14 protein-coding genes are annotated in these 18,995 nt (G+C 63.6%); 6 read left to right on the top strand and 8 right to left on the bottom strand.

Features of this window, described 5'->3' with window-relative positions:
• Positions 1-36 precede the first annotated feature (36 nt).
• Positions 37-513 (top strand): hypothetical protein, encoded by a 477-nt coding sequence (locus GY769_02790; protein MCP4200844.1) that lies wholly within the window; start codon positions 37-39, stop codon positions 511-513.
• A 41-nt stretch (positions 514-554) separates the two neighbouring features.
• On the opposite strand, the gene GY769_02795 is transcribed toward GY769_02790, so the two are convergent.
• The 5 genes from GY769_02795 to GY769_02815 form a co-directional block, all read right to left on the bottom strand.
• On the bottom strand, positions 555-1,835 hold the full coding sequence (locus tag GY769_02795) for a hypothetical protein (GenBank protein ID MCP4200845.1): 1,281 nt from the start codon (positions 1,833-1,835) through the stop codon (positions 555-557).
• Between the two features lie 38 nt (positions 1,836-1,873).
• Positions 1,874-2,608, bottom strand: a complete 735-nt coding sequence (uppS, locus tag GY769_02800; GenBank protein ID MCP4200846.1) for a di-trans,poly-cis-decaprenylcistransferase — start codon at positions 2,606-2,608, stop codon at positions 1,874-1,876.
• Positions 2,609-2,634: 26 nt separating this feature from the next.
• On the bottom strand, positions 2,635-2,853 hold the full coding sequence (locus GY769_02805) for a helix-turn-helix domain-containing protein (protein MCP4200847.1): 219 nt from the start codon (positions 2,851-2,853) through the stop codon (positions 2,635-2,637).
• Between the two features lie 196 nt (positions 2,854-3,049).
• The gene (locus GY769_02810) at positions 3,050-3,670 is read right to left on the bottom strand and encodes a hypothetical protein (protein ID MCP4200848.1); all 621 of its coding nucleotides are present in this window, start codon (positions 3,668-3,670) and stop codon (positions 3,050-3,052) included.
• A gap of 35 nt (positions 3,671-3,705) precedes the next feature.
• Entirely contained in the window at positions 3,706-4,098 is a 393-nt protein-coding gene (locus tag GY769_02815) for a cupin domain-containing protein (GenBank protein ID MCP4200849.1), read from the bottom strand.
• A gap of 101 nt (positions 4,099-4,199) precedes the next feature.
• Between GY769_02815 and GY769_02820 the strand changes: the two genes are divergently transcribed.
• From GY769_02820 to valS, 5 genes are all read left to right on the top strand, one after another.
• Positions 4,200-5,756 carry an insulinase family protein gene (locus tag GY769_02820; GenBank protein ID MCP4200850.1) on the top strand — a complete coding sequence of 519 codons (1,557 nt, stop codon included), beginning with the start codon at positions 4,200-4,202 and terminating at the stop codon, positions 5,754-5,756.
• Between the two features lie 19 nt (positions 5,757-5,775).
• Positions 5,776-7,944, top strand: coding sequence for an insulinase family protein (locus GY769_02825; GenBank protein ID MCP4200851.1), 2,169 nt, complete (start codon positions 5,776-5,778; stop codon positions 7,942-7,944).
• A gap of 325 nt (positions 7,945-8,269) precedes the next feature.
• On the top strand, positions 8,270-11,491 hold the full coding sequence (locus GY769_02830) for a TonB-dependent receptor (GenBank protein ID MCP4200852.1): 3,222 nt from the start codon (positions 8,270-8,272) through the stop codon (positions 11,489-11,491).
• A gap of 322 nt (positions 11,492-11,813) precedes the next feature.
• Positions 11,814-12,767: an alcohol dehydrogenase catalytic domain-containing protein gene (locus tag GY769_02835; protein MCP4200853.1), complete on the top strand. Its 954-nt coding sequence runs from the start codon at positions 11,814-11,816 to the stop codon at positions 12,765-12,767.
• Positions 12,768-13,023: 256 nt separating this feature from the next.
• Positions 13,024-15,588: a valine--tRNA ligase gene (gene valS, locus GY769_02840; protein MCP4200854.1), complete on the top strand. Its 2,565-nt coding sequence runs from the start codon at positions 13,024-13,026 to the stop codon at positions 15,586-15,588.
• Positions 15,589-15,607: 19 nt separating this feature from the next.
• Here the strand turns inward: valS and GY769_02845 are convergent, their stop codons facing one another.
• From GY769_02845 to GY769_02855, 3 genes are read right to left on the bottom strand one after another with little or no spacing between them, the layout of a single operon-like run.
• On the bottom strand, positions 15,608-16,702 hold the full coding sequence (locus GY769_02845; GenBank protein ID MCP4200855.1) for an ATP-dependent 6-phosphofructokinase: 1,095 nt from the start codon (positions 16,700-16,702) through the stop codon (positions 15,608-15,610).
• A gap of 4 nt (positions 16,703-16,706) precedes the next feature.
• The gene (locus tag GY769_02850; protein MCP4200856.1) at positions 16,707-17,246 is read right to left on the bottom strand and encodes a DUF1572 domain-containing protein; all 540 of its coding nucleotides are present in this window, start codon (positions 17,244-17,246) and stop codon (positions 16,707-16,709) included.
• Positions 17,247-17,280: 34 nt separating this feature from the next.
• Positions 17,281-18,948: a hypothetical protein gene (locus tag GY769_02855; protein ID MCP4200857.1), complete on the bottom strand. Its 1,668-nt coding sequence runs from the start codon at positions 18,946-18,948 to the stop codon at positions 17,281-17,283.
• Positions 18,949-18,995: the final 47 nt, after the last annotated feature.

An 18,995-nucleotide genomic window follows, 5' to 3' on the forward strand; every position in this document is an offset into this window, starting at 1 on the left:
TCTTGGACGGGCTTTCTGACGCTTGCGGCGCTAACGATGAGCCCGGCTGCGGCTCTCGCCGCCGACAGCGGCTTTGCGAACAACAACGGCGCCAGCGTTTTCTTCAGTGACGAGCCCAGTCTTCTGAGGAAGTTCCCGACTCTGGAGTCGGTCGTGCCGGTGCCATCGATCGCCGACGTTTCCGGCCGGACGGTCATACCAATTTCCTGCCGGGTCCGGGCCGAGGACAGCGGCGGACCGGTCAAGGGTGCAAGGGGCACCTATCGCGCCGAGCTTCTCGTGCTGGATCGGGGTACCGGGATGTCCGAGATCTTCCCTCTCAAATCGGGCACGTTCAGGACCAAGACGAATGGCGTCAGTCGGTTCAAGATCGAGATCCCGACGGCGATTTTCGCCGGTGGTTTCGAATCGGGAGGCGTATCTGCGTGGTCCTACGCCCGCACCGCCTTCAAGAAGAAGACGAAGGGCACCTTCGGTGCGCTGGACTGCGACGTTACCGTCATGAAGAACTAGACGGCGCCTAGTTGTGGATGGCGGCCCTGGGAAGCCGCGGTTTAGGGTCTGGTAACGGACGCCTCGAGCGGGCTCTCGCCGGAATCGAAGACCCGGTTCCAGTCGACCTTGGCGGTGAACTGCATGAGCACGAACAGGGTGATGATCGAGCCGGTCGTCACCGCCAGCCCGGTCAGGCCTTCGAAGAAGAAGGCGTAGCTGAAGAGCACCAGGAACACGAGCTGGGCGGAGCCGGCGTAGCGCAGAGCGCTCCGTAAGCCGCAGATCAGCCTCAGGTAGCTGAGGACCAGGCCCAGGCTGACCACGGCCGCCGTGGCGAACGCCAGATGGATGTTGAGGTGGTCGACCAGGTAGGCCATGAGCAGATGAAAGGAGAAAAACGCGGCCGAGAGAAAGAAGAAGTGCATCGGGTGAAGCTCGAGGTGTTTGAGCGCGCCCAGCATGATCAGGACGGTGATGAAGAATAGGAGCGAGACCGGCGCGAAGAAGGTAATGCGAGCGGTGAGCGGTCCCGGGTTGAGCTTGTTCGGGACGTCCAGCCCGATGTGCTGGCCACTGACCAGGTTGTCGAACGACCACTCGAGTCGCCAGCCGTCTCCGGTCGGGCTCTTTCGAGTCGGCGAGAGTGCCCCGGCGGGAAAGTCGATGCCGCCGAAGTCGGTGATCATCGCGAGGTTGAAGTCACGTATCTGGCCCACGCTCGAGTCGCCGAAACGATAGCTCCAGGTGTCCAGGCCGCGCGAGCGGTAGCGGATCTCGATCGGAACGGTTTTGCCGGGTTTGGGCACGAAGCGAGCCGAGACGCCTTGGGCCAGGTTGTTCACCTGGGAGATGTCCTCGCCGCCGAAGCTGAGCGAGAAATCGTCATAGATCGCGGTCGGCGACGGAAACTGAAAGTCGACCGTTACGGACTTGGCTTTGAGGCTCGGAATCCTGACCATGTAAACGGCCTTGAAGTCGACGGTGTAGGTGTCATGCCAGAGGAGTCCCTTTCTGCGGTGATCGACATTCAGCCGAACGTCGACCGAGCTCGAGCTGATGGTCAGGGGTATGCAAACCTCCTTCTCCCTCTTTACCCGTTTCGTGACCTCCTTGCCCGACTCGTCCTTCTGGGTCACTTGTTCCGAGACCTCGTGCAGGCGGTTGTGAAATACCTTCGGCGCCATCTGGCTGTGTTGGCCTCCCCACAGCGAGGCGACCTGCTGCCCGCCCTCGATCTTGGATTGGTTGGTCCGGGTCGCGACCGAAGCGCCCAGGATGAACCAGGCGACCGCGGTCGAGGCGAAAATGAAGAGAATGGCAAACAGGCGGCGAGCGGTCATGTCTTGTCCCTTCGACGTGATTCCAGGGCTGTGAAGGTTCAGGAGGCCAGAGCCGGCAGGCGTCCGAAGCGCCGATTCCGGTTGTGGAAATCCTCCACCGCGGTGGCGAGCTGTTCCGGGCCGAAGTCCGGCCAGAGAACGGGAAGGAAGAGCAGCTCGGCGTACGCCGATTCCCAGAGCAGGAAGTCCGAGAGCCGCTGCTCGCCGCTGGTGCGGATAAGGAGGTCTACCGGCGGCACACCCGCCACCGAGTGGGTCACGCGCTCGATACGGCAGGTGAGATCCGACACCGGATCCGGTACCGGACCGATCGCGGCCTGGGTTCCCAGACGGGAAGCCGCGGCAATCGCCCAACGAGCGGAGTAGTCGACGGCGAGGCGCAGAAGTAGCGACGAGCAAGCCCGGGTAGCCCGCTCGGAGCTCTCGATGGCGCTCACGATCGAGGGGCGGAGCCGGTCTCGGCGGCCGATGACGTTGAGCCGGACGTCGTTCTCGACCAGGCGGTCGCGTTCGCGAGACAGGAAGTCCTCGAACAGGTACATCAAGGCTCGGACCTCGCTCGACGGTCGCTGCCAGTTGTCGGCCGAGAACGCGTACAGGGTGAGTACGTCGATTCCGAGCTCGCCGGCGGCTTCGACCGTGCGGCGCACGGCCTCCGCTCCCTGTCGGTGGCCGGCGGTGCGTCGGAGGCCGTGTTGAGCGGCCCAGCGGCCGTTTCCGTCCATGATGATGCCGACATGGAGCGGGTCGTGTTTTGGCAGTGTACTTTGCATCACAAAGTCAGACTCCAAAAAAAGAGTTACTCGCCACGGGTGGCGTGGATGATCGCCTCCATGTGCGCGAGGTATCGCTCGAGTCCACGCCGGCCCTTCGAGGTGATCCGAAACTCGGTCTTGGGCGTTCGCTTGACGAAGCTCTTCTTGCAGCTCAAATAGCCCGCGTCCTCGAGCTTGCGAGCGTGGACGCTCAGGTTGCCGTCGCTGGTCTCGAGCAGCTCCTTGAGCTCGGAGAAGGTCATGGAGCGGTTCACGGACAGTGCGCTCAGGATACCGAGCCGGATACGCTCGTAGACCAGGCGATCGAACTCGCGGGCACTGGAATCGGAGAGATAGCCGGCCACTGTCGCCAGCCGCCGCTTGCGCGAGGGCGGGCCGGTTTCAGCGGCGGCCGTGGCTTCCGGCACCGCCGACGCCCCGGTTCGGGCTGCGGCCGCCTTAGCCACCGTAGCTCCGAGCGATGATGAACCCGAACACGAGGTGAAGCCCGCCGAAGCCCGCCGCGAGCAGCGGATTGGCCCAGGCCGGAGAGCTCGAAAGTGCCACCGCGCCGAGGAGGATGAAGCAGACTCCCATGACCGGCACGGGACGAACCGAAAAGGCCCCGCCGGAGACCACCGCGACGCCGTAGAGCAGCAGCCAGGTTCCCGGTACCAGGTCGGCGCGACCGCTCCGGAGCAGGACGAAGGACAGCATGGCCGCTGCCAGGAGTGCAGGGCTCAGGTTGAGCAGGAATCTCCGGCCCACGCCGCTCGCGAGCTTCTGCCCCAGAGCCGCGGCCTTGTGCCGCATGAAGACGCCACCGATCGCGGCCGCCACTAGCGCATCCAGCACCCAGATCTGAAACCAGTCTTCCGGGGAGTTGTGAACCACGATCGCCGCGACGATCGCGGAAAGCCCCATCGCCATACCACCGCGCCCGGGAACCGAGGTGAACGAGCCCGCGGATTCCATCGCCGAGCGAATGTAGGCGAGGTGGTCGAGTGCGCGGTCGCTCAGGGCGTCCGGCCGGGGCGCGGGGGCGCCGGTCGGGGTTGCCGTGGCCGCTGGCTCGCTCATGATCGCGAGGACTGTACGCTCCGGGCCCTTGGTTGTCAAGTACTTTGTATTACAGAGTCATCATCGCGATGCGCCAGCTCTGGCGAGAAGGCGGGCAGACAGATGGCGTAGTACTCGGCTTCTTCGTCGAACGGGTTGCCGAAGTGAACGCGAACGCCGGCGGGTGTCCAGATTGCTTCCCCGGTGGAGACGTCGACCTGGTCGCCGTCGACCTCGACCCGCACCCGGCCCCGCAAGACCACGGTCAGCTCGCCGAACTCGGGCGTTTGCGGCGGCTCGCCCCAACCGGGAGGGACCACCATTCGTGCCAGGCTCAGTTCCTCGGTGCCGGTGTGGACGCGACCGATCATCTCCTTGATCTGCTTACCGCCGGGTACTGGAATCATCGTGCCCGTCGTGACATGTAAATAGCGCTTGTCGTCTGCCATGGGTGCTTTTCTAGCACAGCTCGTTCACGTAAACTGCCCAACCTCCCGATCGCATCGACCGTAACTACGGTTCGATCGCACCACCTGAAAGGAAGAAAAGCATGAGACGACTTCTGAGAAGTGCTGCCTTTGCGCTCGGTGCTGCCGCGCTGGCGGCGGCTCTGCCTGCGCAGGATCTGGCGAACTTCGAGAAAAACCTCACCCAGTACACCCTGGACAACGGCCTGACGTTTCTCATCTATGAGCGGCCCGCTGCGCCCGTGGTGTCGTTCTACACCTACGTCAACGCGGGCTCGGCCCAGGAGGTCGCCGGCATCACGGGTCTGGCCCACATGTTCGAGCACATGGCCTTCAAGGGCACGAGCCGGATCGGAACCAAGGACATCGACGCCGAGCGCGCCGCGCTCGCCGAAGTCGACAAGGCCTATCAGGCCTACGACCCTTCTCGCCGCGAGCTCGGGGCCGACCCGGAGGAGATCGCCCGGCTCGAAAAGGCCTGGAAAGAAGCCCGCGACCGGGCGACCGAGATGTTGCAGCGCGACGAGTTCAGCGAGATCATCGACCGCGCCGGCGGCGTCGGGCTCAACGCGTCGACCGCCTCCGACAAGACCGACTATTACTACTCGCTTCCCGCCAACAAGGTCGAGCTCTGGGCCTACTTGGAATCCGAGCGTTTTCTGGATCCGGTGCTGAGAGAGTTCTACACCGAGCGCGACGTGGTGATGGAGGAGCGGCGGCTGCGAACCGACAGCCAGCCGATCGGACGGCTAATCGAGCAGATGCTCGCGACGGCGTTCATCGCCCATCCCTACGGTTACCCCACGATCGGCTACATGAGCGACCTCCAGTCGTTCTCGCGCGAAGACGCCCAGGCCTTTTATGACAGGTACTACGTGCCGAGCAACATGACGATCGCGATCGTCGGTGCGGTCAAAGCCGAGGAGCTCGTGCCGATGCTCGAGAGGTACTTCGGCCGTCTTCCGGCCGGAGAGAAGCCGCCGGCGCTACGCACCGTCGAGCCCGCGCAGATTGCCGAGCGCGTGATCAAGATGCCGGATGCGGCACAGCCGCTCTACGTCGAAGGCTATCTGCGACCTGCGGTGACCGATCCCGATGACGCCGTCTACGATGCGATCGTTGACGTTCTGTCCACGGGCCGGACGTCGCGGCTGTACCGCAACCTGGTTCGAGATCGGAAGATTGCGGCCCAGACCGGCGCGTTCAACGGTTTCCCCGGCAACAAGTATCAGAACCTCATGGTGGTCTTCGCATTCCCCACGCCCGATCATTCCAACGAGGAAGTCCAAGCCGCGATCCGTGACGAGATCGAGCGGCTCAAGACCGAGCTCATCAGCGACGAGGAGCTGGCCATGGTCAAGACCCGCGCCAAGGCGGGCCTGGTCCGCTCGCTCGCGAGCAACACCGGTATCGGTCAGCAGCTTGCCGCCTATCAGGTCCTGTTTGGGGATTGGCGCGAGCTGTTTCGCAGCGTCGATCGCATCGAAGAAGTCACCAAGGAAGACATCCGGCGTGTGGCTCGCGAAGCCTTCAAGCCCGTGAACCGGACGGTTGCAATGATCGTCAATGCCCCGGTCGCCGAAACCGCCGAAACCGCTGAAACCGCCGAGCTCGGCAACGCCGACTCGAACGAGGGCTAGGAAGATGAAGAGCATGTACATGAGAGACACGAGATCATCTGTATTCACCGGCTTCGCGCCGCCGGCCGGATTGGCGCTCGTCGCCTTGCTGGCTCCGCTGGCTCTGACGCCCCCGGTCGCGGCTCAGGTGCAGGACTATCGGGACATCGAATACCCCGAGCTCCAGGCCTTTGACATTCCGCGCCCGGAGACCTTCGAGCTCGCCAACGGCCTCAAGGTCTTCCTGCTCGAAGACGACGAGCTACCCTTGATTCGAGTTGTGGCTCGGATCCGTACCGGATCGGTCTATGAGCCCAAGGACAAGACCGGCCTGGCCGGTTTGATGGGCGCGGTGCAGCGCACCGGTGGAACCCGCGACATGACCGGCGACGAGATCGACGACTTTCTCGAGGCCCGGGCGGCATCGGTTGAGACCAATGTCGCAGCCACGGTCGGATTCGCCTCGATGGACTGTCTGTCCGGCGACTTCGACGAGGTTCTGCCGGTGTTTCACGATGTTCTCAGATACCCGGTCTTCGATCAGGACAAGCTCGAGATCGCCAAAGCCCAGACCCGGGCTCAGATCGCCCGCCGCAACGACAATGTGCTGGCGATTACCCCGCGAGAGTTCTCGAGGCTTGTCTACGGTTCCGAAGCGCCGATGTCGCGATTGACCGAGTACGCGACCGTGGCCGCGGTGGACCGAGGGGGCCTCTCCGAATGGCACGGGCGCTTCTACCACCCCAACAACGTCTACCTGGGCGTTGTGGGTGATTTCGACAGCGCCGGCATGAAGCAGAAACTCCAGGACACGTTCGGAGACTGGCCCGAGGGTCCGCCCTTTGACGAGCTCGAGATTCCGTATCGCAAGGACCAAGAAGCGGGTGTCTACTTCATCGAAAAGAGCGATGTCACCCAGGCCAATGTCCGCCTTGGACATCTCGGGATCACGGTCGACGACCCGGACTTCTTCTCTCTCCAGGTCATGAACGAGGTCTTGAGCGGCGGATTCTCCGGCCGGCTGTTGCGCAATATCCGCACCGAGAAGGGACTCGCCTACAGCGCCGGCGGGAGCGTCGGCTCGTCGTTCGCCTATCCCGGGGTCACGGGTTTCGGCCTGCAGACCAAGTCGGAGACCATGGGCGAGGCCGTGGACGCGCTCTACGAAGAGCTGGAGGGAATGATCTCGAACCCGGCGACCGAGGAAGAGCTCGCTCGGGCCAAGGACACGATTCTCAACTCCTTCATCTTCAATTACGCCTCCAAGGGTCAGGTCCTGGAGCAGCAGATGCTCTATGACTACTATGGCCTGCCGGTCGACTTTCTCGAGACCTATCGTTCGAACATCGAGAAGGTATCGGTCGCGGATGTGGCGCGCGTGGCGGAGGCCCATCTCCACCCCGACAAGGCCACGCTGCTGGTCGTCGGTCGCGCCGAAGATTTCGATCGCCCGCTGTCGAGCTTCGGCGAGGTGAGCGATATCGATATCTCGATCCCCAGTCCGCCCGATCGCACCGCCGCGGTCGAGGTTACCGAGGACGACATGACGGCCGGCCGGGAGGTCTTCAGCCGCATGGTCTCGGCCCTCGGGGGTGAGAACTCGGCGGCTCTCGAGGCTCTGCGCACCAGCACCAGCCTGAACGTGACCATGCAGGGGCAGCAGATGACCCTGGCTCAGACCTTTCTGGTGGTCTTTCCGGACCGGCTCTACCTCACGATTCAGACGCCGGTCGGCATGCAGGAAGTCGTGGTGACCGGCGGCGAGGGTTTCGTTCGCATGGGGGGCCGCTCCCAGCCCCTCCCGGCCGAGCAGGTCGAGCGTCAGGTGCGCGAGCTCGGCCGCGAGCTGTTCTCGCTGCTGCGCAATCATCGCTCGGAAGACCTCGAAGTCGCGCTGGTCGGGAGTGAGGAGATCGAAGGGCACGAAGTCCAGACGGTTCTGGTCTCGTCGCCAACGTTCGCGACCCGGCTTTGGATCGATAGCGAGGGCCGGCTCGTCAAGCAGATGTACCAGGGAACCCATCCGGCGACCGGTGCACCCGGCGAGTACGAGGTCGTGTTCTCGGACTACCGCAGCGTCGGGGAATACACCTTGCCGCACAAGCGAGTCACCAAGATCGACGGAGACGAGTTTGCGACCGCGACGGTCGAATCCTTCGAAATCAATCCGCCGGTCGATATGATGGTGTTCGAGAAGCCCGCAGCGTGAGATTCGAATTAATGAAGTTTTGACAGGAAAGAGCCTTTCCTACAGGGGTAACTTCGACATTCAATGAAGTTTCGGCGATTCGTTTTTTTGAATTTTTCAAGCGGTCTTCGAGAGTCGCAGAAACCCACCCGAACGAGGGTTGATCTGGACAGGCCTATTTGGTTAGCGTTTCGCAATCGGAAGTGTGCTGTCTCGCCAACTTTTCCGAATTGATGTTGGTTTATCTCGTTACAAGATCGACACGGTGCCGTGCGCCGTGGGTCATGACGTTGAACCCGAACTTTCAACCCTCGGTCTAATTCTTAGTGGGAGGATTCTAGAAGTTATGAAACGAACAACGCTTCTTACTTTTGCCCTGGCCCTTGCGCTGGTGGTGTCGCTCACCCTGACGCCCACCGCCACGGCACAGGAGACGACCGCCACGATCCGTGGAACCGTCGTGGACGCCGATGACGAGCCGATCGCCGAAGCTAGGATCCAGGTTCTGGACACGCGTACAGGCAACATCAAGAGTCTCACCTCCAACGCGGACGGCCTCTTCCTGGCGACGCGCCTGTCGCCGGGCGGGCCCTACATCGTCATCGTCAACGATCTGGAGACCGTCGAGGTCCCGAATCTCGCGGTGGCCGAGATCTACAACCTCAGGATCAAGGTGGACCCCGAGGTGATCACGGAGATGGTGACCGTCACCGCCTCTCGCGACTTCGTCGAAGTGGCCACGGGTCCGGCGGCGACCTTCGATAGTTTCAAGCTGGAGACTACGGTCGCCTTCAACCGGGACATCCAAGACGCCTACGGCATCGACCCGCGGGTCAACATCGACAACGGCGAACGTGGCTTCGAGGTCAACTGCGCCGGCAAGCATCCTCGCTTCAATAGCGTGACGCTGGACGGGGTGGGACAGAACGACCGCTTCGGCCTGAACACCAACGGCTACTCGACGGCCACCGGGATGCCCTTCCCCTACGACGCCATCGCCCAGTTGGCGGTCGAGCTGGCGCCCGCGGACGTCACCTACGGCGGATTCTCGGCCTGCACCATCAACGCGGTGACCAAGTCCGGCACCAACGAGTTCAAAGGCAACCTGTTTTACGAGTACACCGACGAGAGTCTAAAGGGGGACTCGCTGGGCGGCGAATCGGGTGACTTCAGCTCGCCGCCTTTCGAATCGACCAAGACCGGGTTCACGCTGGGTGGCCGCCTCATGGCGGACAAGCTTCACTTCTTCGCGGCCTACGAGACCACCGAGTCGCCGCGCTTCCTCGCCCATGGCTACGCGGGCTCGGGCAACGGCGTCGAGCGCGATTGGCTCAGCCAGGCGGATTACGACCGCATCGTCTCGATCGCAAACAGCCTCTACGGCTACGATCCGGGCGGCCTGCCGGGGGATGGCTCCCAGGAGGAAGACAAGCAGATGCTGAAGCTCGACTGGAACGCCGCCGATCGCCACAATCTGTCGCTGATCTACAATTTCTACGACGGCTTCCAGGCCCGCGGCTCGGACAGTGACAACAACGAGTTCGAGTTCCCGAACCACTTTTACACCAAGGGCGCCGAGTCGACGACCACCACGGCCCGGCTCTCCTCGCAGTGGGGCGACGCCCTTTCGACCGAGCTCTTTCTCAGCAACAACACGATGGACGATTCTCAGGTCACTGTTGGCCCCCCGGACTTCGGCGACTTCCAGATCAGCATCGGCGGCCGCACCGGCACGGTCTACCTGGGAGCGGACGACTCGCGTCAGGCCAACTCCCTGGCCACCGACACGGATTACGCTAAGTTGTCGGCACAGCTCCTCAGGGGGCGTAACGTCTTCACGGCGGGATACGAGATCGAGAAGAACGATATCTTCAACATTTTCGTGCAGCACTCCCGCGGCGGCGAGTGGGACTTCTTCGACAGCTCGGTCGGCAATCCCGCCTTCTGTGCAGATCTCACGGCGCAGGGGCGGTTCGATGATCCAGCGTGCGGGGTCTCGGGCATCGATCGCTTCGAGCTCGGCCGGCCCAGCCGCGTCTACTACGGCAGTGGCGGCGGGACCAACGTTGCCAATGACGCCGCGGCGAGCTTCGGGAACACGCTCAACTCGATCTACCTGCAGGACGAGATCTTCTTCGACGAGCGCAATCTGACGGTGGCGGCGGGTCTGCGCTACGAGTTCTTCACCAGCAGCGACAATCCCACCTTCAATCAGGCCTTTACCGACGCCAACGGCGGGCTGCGCAACGATTCGAACCTCGATGGCCTGAGCCTGCTGATGCCCCGCCTGGGCGTTATCTGGGGCCCGAAGCCGCAGATGTCGGTGCGCGCCAGCCTTGGCCGCTTCTCTGGTGGCAACCCCAATGTCTGGGTCTCCAACGCCTGGAGTAATGACGGCGTGACCAACGTGCAGACGCGTCTCGACAATTTCGATAGGGGCTCGGTGTTCGACGGCACGATCCCCTTGACCGGCCCCAATCCGGGCAGAGACGTTCCCCAGACGCTCTTCGACCAGGTCGCCGGCACCACCGCCGCCGACGCCGCCCGCAGCAGGCTGGTGCTGATCGATCCGAACTACGAGCAGCCGTTCGAGGATAAGTTCTCGCTCGGCCTCACCTATCGCTTCAACAGCGGCTACCAGGCCGACTTCGACTACCTCCACACCGAGCTCGAGGACTCCGCTATCTACGTCGACCTCTCCCAGACCATCGTCGGGACGACACTGGCCGGAGCACCGATCTACGACTTTACGAACGGTTCGGACAACCTCATGCTGACCAACTCGGGCTTCGGCGCCTCCGCCGACATCCTCTCGCTCCTGGTCACGAAGCGCTGGGACAACGGCCTCGACGTCTCGCTCGGCTACGCCAACATAGACGGCAAGGACGTCAGCCCGATGACATCCTTTGTCGCGCTCTCGAACTTCGAAAACCTGGCCACGAGCGACATCAACAACCCGCGGCCCGCGAAATCCAACTACGTGGTGCCGCACCGTTTCACCGTTCGGGCGAGTCTCGGCCGGGAGTTCTTCGGCAGCTACGAGACGCGCTTCACCCTGTTCGGCTATCTCCAGGAGGGCCAGCCGCAGAGCTTCGCCATGAACGGCGGCGATCTGGAGGGTGACGGCTTCTTCGGCCGCCACCTGCTCTACGTACCGACCGGCACCGACGACCCCAACGTGGTCTTCGCCGACTCCTTCCAGACGCAGGAGTTCTTCGACTGGGTCCAACGGCAGGGTTTCGGGCCCGGCTTCCTGCCCCGCAACGGCACCCACACCCGCTGGAGCAATCGCGTCGACATCGGCGTCCACCAGGACTTTGCCCTCGGCTTCGCCAGGGTGAACGGCAGAGCTTTCGTCAAGATTTACAACTTTGGGAACTTCCTCAACGACGACTGGGGCAAGGTCTACGACGCCTTCTTCTTCACCCCCGAGGTGGTCGATACGGATGTCAACGCGGCGGGGCAGTACGTCTTCACGGACTTCAACGAGAGCAATGCCACCATCGACAACCTCCTGGAGTTCCGGTCGCTCTGGGAAATGCGCTGGGGAGTCGAGATCCGTTTCTAAAGTCTGCGCCGGTCCTTCCTGGACCGCACGGCATGGGCCAAGGGCCGCGCTTCGGGGCGGCCCTTTTTCTTTCTTCTTCCGCTGTTTTTCGGTGACAGGCTACTCATTTCCTGGGGAGCATGGGTTTTGTGGCGATGTCGTCTCGGGGAATGAGTAGCCTGTTACCGCTTCTTCGGCTGAGAGGCGCGCTTCTTTCGCTGTCATCCCGAGCGTAGCGAGGGATCCCTCGCATCAGCGTCCCTCGGAGGGCTCCCCTCGTAAGGCCCCGAGCAGGCGGGGCGACGCCGTCGTCGGCGTTGCTCGGCAGCATAGAATCCGTTTCATGCTGGGTCTTTGGCTCGAAGACCTGAAGCTCTCGCTTCGGGAGGATCTTGCGGTCCCAGAACCACCCGCCGGCGAGGCCTTGGTGCGAGTTCTCCGGGCAGGCATCTGCAATACCGATCTTGAGCTCCTACGCGGCTATTATCCGTTCTCCGGCGTTCCGGGCCATGAGTTCGTTGGAGAAGTGGTGGGAGGAGCACCTGGGCTGATCGGCAAGCGCGTGGTCGGCGAGATCAACGCCTCCTGCGGAACTTGTACGGCGTGTGCCGCGGGCCGGTCGAGCCATTGTGAGAACCGCACCGTGCTCGGCATCGTGGGACGCAACGGTGCCTTCGCCGAGTATCTGACTCTGCCGATCGGGAACCTCCACGTCGTGCCGGATGCCGTGCCCACCGACGTCGCCACTTTCACCGAGCCGCTGGCCGCGGCACTCGAGATCCAGGAGCAGGTGAGGATCTCCTCCGCAGATCGGGTGCTGGTTGCCGGAATCGGCAAGCTCGGCACCCTGATCGCCCAGATCCTGGCGCTCACCGGTTGCGATCTGGTGGCGGTAAATCGCAGACCCGAGAAGCGAGCCCTGCTCGAGGGTCGTGGAATCGAGGTCATCGGCCCCGAGGATGTCGCCGCGGGAAGCTTCGACGTCGCGGTCGAGTGCACCGGCAATTCGGCGGGTTTCGAGATGGCGAGACGGGCTCTGCGTCCGCGAGGCACCCTGGTCATGAAATCGACCTACGCCGGCAAGCTTGCTATCGACGTCTCGAGCCTGGTGGTCGACGAGATCACACTGATCGGCTCGCGCTGCGGGCCCTTCGCGCCCGCGCTCGAGCTGTTGGCGGCAGGTAGGGTCGACGTCGAGTCGCTGATCGAGCAACGGTTTCCGCTCGCCGATGGCTTGACGGCCTTTGAGAGAGCCGCCCAGCCCGGCGTCTTGAAGGTGCTTCTGGATATCGCGTAGAGGAGAAAGCGAAGACGGCTTTCGAGAGGGTGTAGCGGTTGACCTCCGTGTCGACCGAGTTCCCGGTGCTTCATTGAGACTAGCGCCCTACGTCCGCGCTTCGGTGGCGAGCGGCAGGCCGAAGCGCGGCTTCGAAAACCGGTCGGGAGGGGACACCAAGGAATGGTGTCCCCGAATGCTTTGCTAGACTTCCGCGGCCTCGCGAACACCACGCGAAAGAGAGTCCCCCCGATTGAGCCAGCACGATCCAGAGCAGATCCCGAAGAAGCCGTCTCTCGAAGGGCTGGAGGACAAATGGTGCGAGCGCTGGGAGGCCGATGGCGCCTACCGGTTTGATCGCGAGGCTTCCCGGGACGAGGTCTACTCGATCGACACGCCACCGCCGACGGTGAGCGGCTCTCTTCATGTCGGCCACGTCTTCTCCTACACCCAGACCGACGCCATTGCTCGTTTCCAGCGCATGCGCGGCCGTAAGGTCTTCTATCCGATGGGCTGGGACGACAACGGACTGCCCACCGAGCGCAGGGTGCAGAACTACTACGGCGTCCGCTGCGAGCCGAGCCTGCCCTACGACAAGGACTTCGCTCCGCCCGAGAAGCCGGGCAAACGGCTCGAGCCGGTCTCGCGCCGGAACTTCGTCGATCTTTGCCTCGAGCTCACCGAGATCGACGAGCAGGCCTTCGAGAACCTATGGCGCCACCTCGGTCTTTCGATCGACTGGTCGCTGACCTACACGACCATTGGAGAGATCGCGCAGCGGGTCTCGCAAAGGGCCTTTGCACGCATGCTGGAGAAGGGACTGACGTACCAGGTCGAAGCGCCGACTCTCTGGGACGTGGATTTCCATACCGCGGTGGCCCAGGCCGAGATCGAGGACCGAGAGACCGCGGGCGCCTATCACCGGTTGGCGTTCCACCACGGTGAGGAGGTCGTGGCCATCGAAACCACGCGTCCCGAGTTGATCCCCGCGTGCGTGGCGCTGGTCGCGCACCCGGAAGACGAGCGCTACCGGCCCCTCTTCGGCCAGCAGGTCACGACCCCACTCTTCGGCGTTCGCGTTCCGGTGCTGCCGCACGAGCTGGCCGAGCCCGACAAGGGCAGCGGCATCGCGATGATCTGCACATTCGGTGACGCCACCGACATCGTCTGGTGGCGGGAACTCAAGCTGCCGGTGCGCGCGACCGTGAGCCGAAAGGGAACGCTCGCGCCGATTCCCTGGGGCGAACCAGGTTGGGAGTCGGAGGATCCGGAACGGGCGCGGCGGTGCTACGCCGAGCTCGAAGGCCTCTATACCAAGAAGGCTCAGAAACGCATCGTCGAGCAGCTCACCGAGTCCGGCGACCTGCTGGCCGATCCCAAACCGATCACTCATCCGGTCAAGTTCTACGAGAAGGGCGACCGGCCGCTCGAGATCGTGACCAGCCGGCAGTGGTTCGTGAAGACACTGGAATACCAGAGCGAGCTTCTGGACCGCGGCGAACAGATCGCCTGGCATCCGCCCTACATGAAGTCCCGCTACTCGGCTTGGGTCGAGGGCTTGAACAGCGATTGGTGCATCAGCCGCCAGCGTTTCTTCGGCGTCCCGTTTCCGGTGTGGTACCCGGTCGACGAGGAGGGTGAGCCCGACTACGGCTCACCGATCGTGGCGGCCGAGGACGCGATGCCGGTTGATCCGTCGAGCGAGCCTGCGCCGGGTTTCTCGGAGGCAGACCGGAGCAAGCCGGGAGGTTTTGTCGGCGATCCGGACGTGATGGACACCTGGGCGACGAGCTCGCTCTCGCCGCAAGTCGCCGGGGGCTGGTGCGAGCCGGATGGGGTCTTCGACCGCATCTTCCCCATGGACCTGAGGCCGCAGGCGCACGAGATCATCCGCACCTGGCTGTTCTCGACGGTCGTGCGCTCGCACTTCGAGCACGACTCGTTACCCTGGACCAACGCGGCGATCTCGGGATGGGTGCTGGATCCGGATCGCAAGAAGATGTCCAAGTCCAAGGGCAACGTGGTCACGCCCATGGACCTTCTGGAACGCTACGGCTCGGACGGCGTCCGCTATTGGGCCACCAGTGCTCGCATGGGGGTCGACACCGCGTTCGATGAGGGCCAGCTGCGCATCGGCCGCAAGCTGGCGATCAAGGTGCTCAATGCGGCCAAGTTCGTGCTTTCGCGCAGCGGTCCGACCGGCGAGGTACGCTGCGCGCTCGACCGGTCGATGCTGCTCGCTCTGGCCGAGGTCGTCGAGGCCACGACCCGGGATCTCGAGCGATACGATCAGGCTCGGGCTCTCGAGCGCAGCGAAGCCTTCTTCTGGGGTTTCTGCGACAACTATCTCGAGCTGGTCAAGAGCCGCTCCTACGGCAACGAGGGCGAGGCCGCGGCGGCTTCGGCAAATCGTGCTCTGCTCAGCGCCCTGGCGGTGCAGCTCAAGCTGCTGGCTCCGTTTCTGCCTTTCACCACCGAGGAGGTCTGGTCCTGGTGGCGGGAAGGGTCGGTGCACGCCTCGGGCTGGCCGGACGCGGGCGAGCTCAGAGCGCTCGCCGCCGCTGGCGCAGCTGGCTCTGATAGCGCCGGCGAGGCGCGGCCGCTTTCCCTCGAGGTCGCGGCGGCGGCGCTCGCCGAGGTGCGGCGAGCCAAGACCGAGGCGAAGGTGTCGCTGCGCGCGGAGGTCGAGGAGGTGACCGTGCGCGACACGCAGGCGCGCCTCGACGCGCTCGACGAGGTCCGGGCGGACCTCATGGCCGCGGGCAAGATCGCGAAGCTGAACCTGGAAGCGGCGAGTACTCCCGAAGTGAGCGTTCGTCTCGCGCCAGCTCCGGCGGGTTGAACAGAGGTGGGACGAGTCTCTACTCGTCGCCCAGCGACACACCCATCTCGCGGATCGTGCAGATGACATCGCCGTCGAGCGGCACCGTCTTCATGCGCCGGGTGGCGTCGGCGAGCGGCACCGTACGCACGATCGGCGGATCGAGCGCGACCATGACCGAGCTCTTGCCTTCGGCGATCACTCGCACGGCGGCCGCGCCGAAGCGCGAGGCCAGAATACGGTCGTAGGAGGTGGGCGACCCACCGCGCTGAATATGGCCGAGGACCACGGACCGGGTCTCCTTGCCGGTCCGCTCCTGGATTTCCTGTGCCACTCGTTCGGCCACGCCACCCAGAAGCACTTCCCGACCCTTTTCCTGTTCTCCCTTGATGGTCATCTCGCCGCCGACGGGAGTCGCACCCTCGGCGACCACCACCAGGCTGAAACGGCGGCCGCGCGCTTCGCGCCGGAGGACCTTTTCGCACACGATGTCGATGTCGTAGGGGATCTCGGGCATCAGAATGGCATCGGCGCCGCCCGCGAGACCGGCGTAGAGGGCGATCCACCCGGCATAACGGCCCATGACCTCGATGGTGAAAACTCGCTCGTGGGCCTCGGCGGTCGAGTGCAAGCGGCCGATGGCCTCCGTGGCGACCATCACCGCGGTGTCGAAGCCGAAGGTGACCACGGTGCCGTCGAGATCGTTGTCGATGGTTTTTGGAACTCCGACAACGGGCATCCCCTTTTCACAGAGCTGATTTGCGATCGCCATCGAGCCGTCGCCGCCGATGGCGATGAGGGCGTCCAGCCCGAGCTTGTGGAAATTCTCGACCACCTGGTCGGAGCGGTCGATGGTCTCGACCCGGCCGTTGCCAAGCTCGATGGGGTAGTCGAACGGATTACCACGATTGCTAGTGCCCAGGATGGTCCCACCGAGATGGGCGATGCCGCGGACCGAATCGTGGTCCAGGGGCTTGGTCAAATGGGTGTCCAGGAGCCCTTGATAGCCGCGGCAGATTCCGAGCACGTCCCAGCCGCGACTCTCGGCGGAGAGAACAGCGGCCCGAATGACGGCGTTGAGGCCCGGCGCGTCGCCGCCACCGGTGTTGATCGCGATGCGCTTGGTGTCGGTCATCAGATCACTCCTCTTGATGCCGGGTGTAGAAGTCGAATGCCTCGTGCTCGGAAGTGAGCGTCTTCACGATGTAGAGGATCTGTCCCGTGTGATAGCTCATGTGCTCGACGGCATGGAAGATCGCGCCGCGGACATCGATCTCGTAGCTCTGGATTGCGAGACTCTCGGCCAGAGTTGCATCTGGAACATCTTCTATGAGGGCGCGGCAGTCGGTGACGGTTGCGGTGATGAGTCGCATGAGCTCACTACTGCCGTGCGTGCGATCGGCGGCAAACTCCTTGCCGCGCTCCCGGCTCACGACGCGCTTGCCGAGACCGCTCGATATCCACAGCGAGAGATTGCCGTGGAGGTGCAGAATCAGATTGCCGACGCTGAGTGCGTTCTTGTGTGGGCGCCACCAAACCAGCTGTTCCGGGAGTCTGTCCGTGGCCAGCCGGATCTTGTCCAGATACTCACCGAGATAGCGGCTGGCCAGCATCTGCCACGAGGCCGACGTTCCTTGCGCCAGTGCAGTCAGAGGCTCCTGATCTTCGCTCGGGCTCATTCCGAGAGAATATCCAATTCAGGAATAGCCCGTTTCAGTCAACGTAACCGAGCGCCTTCAGATGCTGACGCTGGACTTCGGCTTCCTCGGGCGTGAGGAGCGTGGGCTGATCTGCCGGTGCCGAGCCTTGTTGCTGTCCCCGGGGGAGAATCACCGGATTCGTCCAGAAAGCGAACTTGGTCGGCTCGGCTTCGGTGGTAGCTCCAACTCGCTCGATCGAAAGACAGAGGTCGACCCAGCGAAAGGCTTGTTCGTCGAGCCCCACCGCTCTCTCCTCCCAGTTGCTTCGCGTCATGTCGAGAGTCTCGTCAACGAGGACCTCCTCGGTGGGCGGATCGGTGCCGGAGAGCGTCAGCCGAAAACGCGCGCTGTAGTTGGCGTGTCCGGCTCCGCGCGCTCCACGCCGGTTGATGCCGTAGCCGAGCAGAACTTCCGCTTCGGCGGGGACCAGCACCTTGCGGCAGCTGTTCTTCTCCCGCAAGGCTCGGCGCTCGGCGCCGTCGATCCGCACTTCAGCGATTGCGCCTTTGCGCGCGTAGACATAGGTCCGTGGGTCGACGTGGCGATAGTCGGCTCGAGGCCTGACCGGCCGCGGGTCGGGCTTTGCCCGAGCCACGAGCTCCGGGCAGTGGTCGTAGGCTATGCGACTCGGCCGATTGGGCTCGAAAGGCGGCGCCCATTCCCAGACGGTCCGGCCAGCGCGATTGATCTCGAAGGCCCGCCTGCCACGCGTCGAGCTGATCAGGACGTTGCCGTTGGGGAGGGGTTGCTCGATTCCTCCCGTCGGACTGTAGAAGCCCTCGGCGTCGTAACTCCAGACGACGGCCTTGTCGGAGGGGTCGATCTCGAGAATCCGGCTCTGCCGGTAGACGTGTGTGCTGGCATAGCCGTTGTCGAAGAGCACGATGTTGCCGGCCCGGGGAAACCCTTTGGCGATCATCAGAGCCTCGTGCTGGCGGTCCAGTTCGTGGCTATACGTCCAGACGACTTCCTTGGTAGCGCGGTCGATCAGGAAGATGGCGTTCATGTTGCGAGCGCTGATCAGCAGGTTGCCCGGGCGGAATCTCGAATCGCCGCCGTCGAACCACTTGTTGGGTGGCAGCTCCTGAATCGAGTTGAGGTGTGTGATCTCCGCCGAGGCCGTCTCGAGAGCGTAGTAGGCATCCAGATGCTCACCCGACTTCCATTCCCAGACGGTGTCGCCCGCTCGGTTGATCTCTAGAATGTCGTCGGTCCGCTCTCCCCCTCGGAGAATGAGGACCATGGTGTTGCCGTTGGCCCGGCGGATGAGGTCGTGGTGGGGGATGGCGTTCTCGATCGGCACCTCCCAGACCAGTTCACCGTTCCAGTCGTACTCGACGATTGCCCGGCCCAGAGCGAGACCGAGGAGGGAACAGTCGGGAAGCAGCCGGACCCTCGACTTGACTCGTGCCTCGGTCCAGGAGTGCAGCACCTTCCCGTTCATGTCGAGAAGCATCGGAATCCGCCGTCCGTAGAGCGCCAACGTGTAGCCGTTCCAGGCCCGTGCCGGATCGTAGATCTTCACCCAATTCGCGGGATCCTCACCGGCGAGAAACTCGGGCGCGCCAACCGCGTCGGCGGGCGGGCTGCGGTCGGCCGGCGACGAGCAAGCAAGCCAGCCAGCCGAGATCAAGGCAAGTCCGAAAGCGACCACCGGTCGCGCTGAATTCCGATGACTCATGGGCTCGATTCGTCCCGCGTCTCGACGTTTTCCGAGCTGTCGATGGG

The organism is bacterium, assembly GCA_024224155.1.
Lineage (GTDB): Bacteria > Acidobacteriota > Thermoanaerobaculia > Multivoradales > JAHEKO01 > CALZIK01.